The sequence below is a fragment of the Parvibaculum sp. genome, from assembly GCF_035511255.1.
Taxonomy (GTDB): domain Bacteria; phylum Pseudomonadota; class Alphaproteobacteria; order Parvibaculales; family Parvibaculaceae; genus Parvibaculum.
Genome location: NZ_DATKFR010000092.1, coordinates 1 through 3,921, shown reverse-complemented (window position 1 = coordinate 3,921; position 3,921 = coordinate 1). Strand labels below are relative to the sequence as shown.

Here is a 3,921-nt window from a genome sequence, read left to right as displayed (position 1 = left end):
GGATCTGGTTGCCGCGCTGCTCGGCACCTTTCGGCCTGACCGAGACAGGGCACATGGCGAGCACCGGCTTGTCGGGCAGTTTTTTGTGATCCTTGAGATAGCGACGGAGCGCACCGGCGCAGATGCCGAGCACGACGTCGTTGACCGTCAGGTTCAGATCCTTGGCGACGCCCTTGATCCGGGTCAAAGGGATCGTATGCGTCGCGAAGCGGCGATGCCGCGTGATCGAATTGTTGAAAGGCGTCGACGGCGCGGTGAAGGGCATCGGCGATTTGCGTGAGGCGCCGGCGATCGCCTCGAGGCTCGACTTGATCGCGGCCGACGAAAGTTGCCGGACCGACTGTACCTGGCCGAGAAGGCCGGAATAGGTGCGCGTCAGCCGGTCCATCAGTTTCGGCGGCGTGGACGGTTCCTTGTGCGTCGGCGGCGCTTGCCAGAAGCCCATCACTTTCTTTGTCGCGCGCGTCTTCGACATCACGCGGTCGAGGACCGACATGGCCGCGACTCCGTCGACGCAGGAGTGGTGGATCTTGAAATAGAGCGCGACCTGATTGTCCTCGAGCCCCTCGATGAAATAGCACTCCCAGAGCGGGCGCGTGCGGTCGAGCAGGCGCGAATGCAGCCGCTCGACGAGTTTCATCAACTGGTCCATCGAGCCGGGCGCGGGCAGCGCCGAGTAGCGGACGTGATAATCGAGATCGAAATTCGTGTCCTCGGTCCAGCTCGGCCAGACGTCGAGTTTCAGATAGTCGGCGCGGAGCTTGAGGTTGAAAGGCGGAGCGGGCGGGATCGAGTGGTCGATCCGCATCATCAGCTCACGAAAGAAATTGCCCTTGTAGTTCTTCGGCAGCTTGAAGATCTGAAGCCCCGCGACATGCGCCGGGCATTCTTCCGTCTCGACCTGCAAAAAGGCCGCATCCTGCAGATTCAGTCTCGTCATTTCCCCCGCGCCTCCCCGCGCGTTCTCCCGTGGACAGTCTTCCACAAATCGGGGGAGGGACGCTACGGAAAGCTTGGAACGTCAGGCCGTGACGGGGTTGGGCAGGGGAGCACCCGCGAAGAAGGCGTCGAGATTGGCGATCACCGTGGCGAGCATCGCCTGCAAGGCTTCGACGCTCCCGCCGCCGATATGCGGCGTCAGCACGACATTGGGAAGGGCGAGGAGGTCGGACCGGATATTGTCCGGCTCCCCCTCGAAAACGTCGAGCCCTGCGCCAGCGAGCTTGCCTGTCTTGAGGGCGTCGACGAGTGCATCCTCGTCGATGGCCGAGCCACGCGTGATGTTGACGATATGTCCCTTCGGCCCGAGCGCTTCAATGAGTTCGGCATTGACGAGATGCCGGTTACCGTCGTCGGCGCGATGCGCGAGCACCAGTACGTCAGCCCAGGCCGCGAGCGCCAGCGGCGTTTCGAAGTAACGATAAGGCACGCCGTCGCGCTCGCGCCGGCTGTAGTAGCCGATTTCGGTTTCGAAGGCGGCGAGGCGCTGGGCGGTTTTGGCGCCGATCGCGCCCAGACCGACGATGCCGATCTTGCGTCCGGTCACGCCCGGCGAGAAAAGCATCCGGGCGCTGTCGTCGCCGCGCCACTTGCCTGTCCGCATCGACCGATCGCCCGCCGCCACATGGCGGATCGAAGCGAGAAGCAGCGCGACGGCGAGATCGGCGACGGCGGCGGCATTGGCGCCGACGGTGTTCGCGACCTTGATGCCGCGCCGCGTCGCTTCGACCACGTCGATCCCTTCATAACCGGAGCCGATGCAGCAGATGAGCCGAAGTCCGGGCATCCGGTCCATTTCCGCGGCTCCCGTCACCGTCGCTCCGGCCGTGACCAGGGCCGTCGCCTCGCCGCTCCGGGCGGGATCGGTAATCAGCGTGTAATTCGCGGACAAGAGTTGTTCGAAGGCTTTGCCGAGCGGAATGGCCAGAAAGACGGACGGCTTCATCGGTACTCCTGACAAATCAGACGGAACGGGAGGTTTCCGCACGGGCGATCAGCGCCTGTGCCTGCTTCAGATGCGGAATGTCCAGCATGACGCCGTCGAGCGCAACGACGCCGACATCCTCACCGGCCCTGGCAAAAGCCTCGACGACGGCGCGTGCATGGGCGATGTCTTCCTCCGACGGCGTGAAGATGCGGTTAATGATCGGTACCTGCGCCGGATGGATCGCCATCTTGGCCGTGAAGCCGTCTCGCATCGCGGCCCGTGCCTCAACTTCGAAGCCGGCCTCGTCGCGGAAATCCTTGTAGACGCCGTCGAGCGGAATGACGCCGGCGGCGACCGCGCCCGCCAGCGTCAATGTGCGGGCGAGGCGATAAGGCTCGGTATAGGCGCCCGTCTCGTCCTTGTTGCTGCGCGCACCGAGTGCGGTCGCGAGGTCTTCCGCGCCCCAGGTCAGGGCGAAGAGGCGGGGGCTCGCGCCGGCATAGGTGCCGAGGTTGAAGAGCGACGCGGCCGTCTCGGTGGCGACGCAAAAGAGTTTGATCGTGTCGGTACGCAGGCCCGCTTCGGCTTCGAGGTCGGTCAGTGCATCCGCGACCTTCTTCACGCAATCGCCGGAAATGGTCTTCGGGATGAGGATCGCGTGGGGCCGGTGCGGTACGACGGCGGCGAGGTCGTCCTTCCAGAGCGGCGTGTCGAGCGCATTCATGCGGACGCAGACGCGCGGACCGCTGGCACTTGCGCTCTTCAGATAATCTCGCGCATTGGCGCGCGCGGCCTGCTTGTTAGGGAGCGCGACCGAATCCTCGAGATCGAGAATGATCGCGTCGGCGCCCGTCGCCGCCGCCTTGGCAAGCTTCTTCTCACTGTCGGCCGGAATGAAGAGGAAGGACCGCATGGCTCAGACCTCAACCGTCTCGGCCCCGCGGGCATGCATGAAGGCCTGCCGCGTACAGGAGGCGACCTCCTCGCCACGCTGGTTGTAGGCCTTGTGCTCGAAGGTGACGATGCCGGCGGCAGGCCGCGACTTCGAACGGCGCTTGCCGAGAACCCTCGTCTCGACCCGGATCGTGTCGCCCTGGAAGACCGGCTTGGGGAAAACGACGTCGGTCATGCCGAGATTGGCGATCGTCGTTCCATGCGTCGTGTCGTGAACGGAAATGCCGATCATCAGTCCGAGCGTGAAGAGGCTGTTGACCAGCGGCTTGCCGAATTCGGTTTCGGTCGCGGCGTAGTGGTGGTCGAGGTGCAACGCGGCCGGATTCATGGTCATGGTCGAGAAGAGAACATTGTCGGTCTCGGTCACCGTGCGGGTAATCGAATGCCTGAAGAGCTGCTCGTCATGGAAATCCTCGAAATAAAGTCCCGGCATTCTCGTCCTCGCCTCGATCCGAAGGGCTGTCTCGCCGCCCGCCTGTCGGCTAGCTTATAGCCCCGTCCGTCCGAAAGAGAAAAGCATCGAGGCTCTCCCCAAATGGCCTTCCATCTTCACGAACGCCTCGCCGCGGACACCTACACGGTCCAGGACCTCGCCCTCTGCCGCGTGCTGTTGATGAACGACAGCCGCTTCCCCTGGACGATCCTCGTGCCCCGGCGCACGGGCCTGAGGGATTTTCATGAGGTTGCCCGCGCCGACAAGCCGACGTTCCATGCGGAACTCGATCTGGTTTCCGATGTCCTGAAGCGCCTCTCGGGCGCCCACAAAATGAATGTGGCGGCGCTGGGCAACATGGTGCCGCAGCTCCATGTCCACGTGATCGCCCGCTTCGAGGGCGACGCCGCCTGGCCCAAACCTGTCTGGGGGCAGGGAGAGACGGTGCCTTATGAGCCCGCCCGGGCCGGAGAGCTTATCGAAAGCTTAAGAAAAGACCTTCGTGGTTAACCATTGGTTTAAGATTCGGGCCCTAGTCTCGGTTCCGTTAGCGGCGATTCCCGCCGCCCGATGGAGTGAGAGCCGTGGCAACGTCCCTCATCGCCGA

The 3,921-nt window shown here is 63.9% G+C and carries 5 protein-coding genes; 1 reads left to right on the top strand and 4 read right to left on the bottom strand.

The window, feature by feature from the left end; genetic code table 11:
* From VMR03_RS03125 to VMR03_RS03110, 4 genes are all read right to left on the bottom strand, one after another.
* On the bottom strand, positions 1-940 hold a 940-nt coding region (locus tag VMR03_RS03125; RefSeq protein ID WP_325402191.1), incomplete at its 3' end, for a wax ester/triacylglycerol synthase domain-containing protein.
* Positions 941-1,021: 81 nt separating this feature from the next.
* Positions 1,022-1,945: an NAD(P)-dependent oxidoreductase gene (locus VMR03_RS03120; protein WP_325402189.1), complete on the bottom strand. Its 924-nt coding sequence runs from the start codon at positions 1,943-1,945 to the stop codon at positions 1,022-1,024.
* A gap of 16 nt (positions 1,946-1,961) precedes the next feature.
* Complete coding sequence (locus VMR03_RS03115) at positions 1,962-2,840, bottom strand: CoA ester lyase (RefSeq protein ID WP_325402187.1); 879 nt, start codon at positions 2,838-2,840, stop codon at positions 1,962-1,964.
* Positions 2,841-2,843: 3 nt separating this feature from the next.
* A complete protein-coding gene (locus VMR03_RS03110) occupies positions 2,844-3,314 on the bottom strand; it encodes a MaoC family dehydratase (protein ID WP_325402185.1) in 471 nt (156 codons plus the stop codon).
* Between the two features lie 102 nt (positions 3,315-3,416).
* Here VMR03_RS03110 and VMR03_RS03105 point away from each other — a divergent pair, with 102 nt between their 5' ends.
* Positions 3,417-3,824: an HIT family protein gene (locus tag VMR03_RS03105; protein ID WP_325402183.1), complete on the top strand. Its 408-nt coding sequence runs from the start codon at positions 3,417-3,419 to the stop codon at positions 3,822-3,824.
* Positions 3,825-3,921: the final 97 nt, after the last annotated feature.

Excerpts from the sequence above, each read along its gene's own strand:
- VMR03_RS03120 (WP_325402189.1), bottom strand. The coding sequence starts at position 1,945 with ATGAAGCCGTCCGTCTTTCTGGCCATTCCGCTCGGCAAAGCCTTCGAA.
- VMR03_RS03115 (WP_325402187.1), bottom strand. The coding sequence starts at position 2,840 with ATGCGGTCCTTCCTCTTCATTCCGGCCGACAGTGAGAAGAAGCTTGCC.
- VMR03_RS03110 (WP_325402185.1), bottom strand. The coding sequence starts at position 3,314 with ATGCCGGGACTTTATTTCGAGGATTTCCATGACGAGCAGCTCTTCAGG.
- VMR03_RS03105 (WP_325402183.1), top strand. The coding sequence starts at position 3,417 with ATGGCCTTCCATCTTCACGAACGCCTCGCCGCGGACACCTACACGGTC.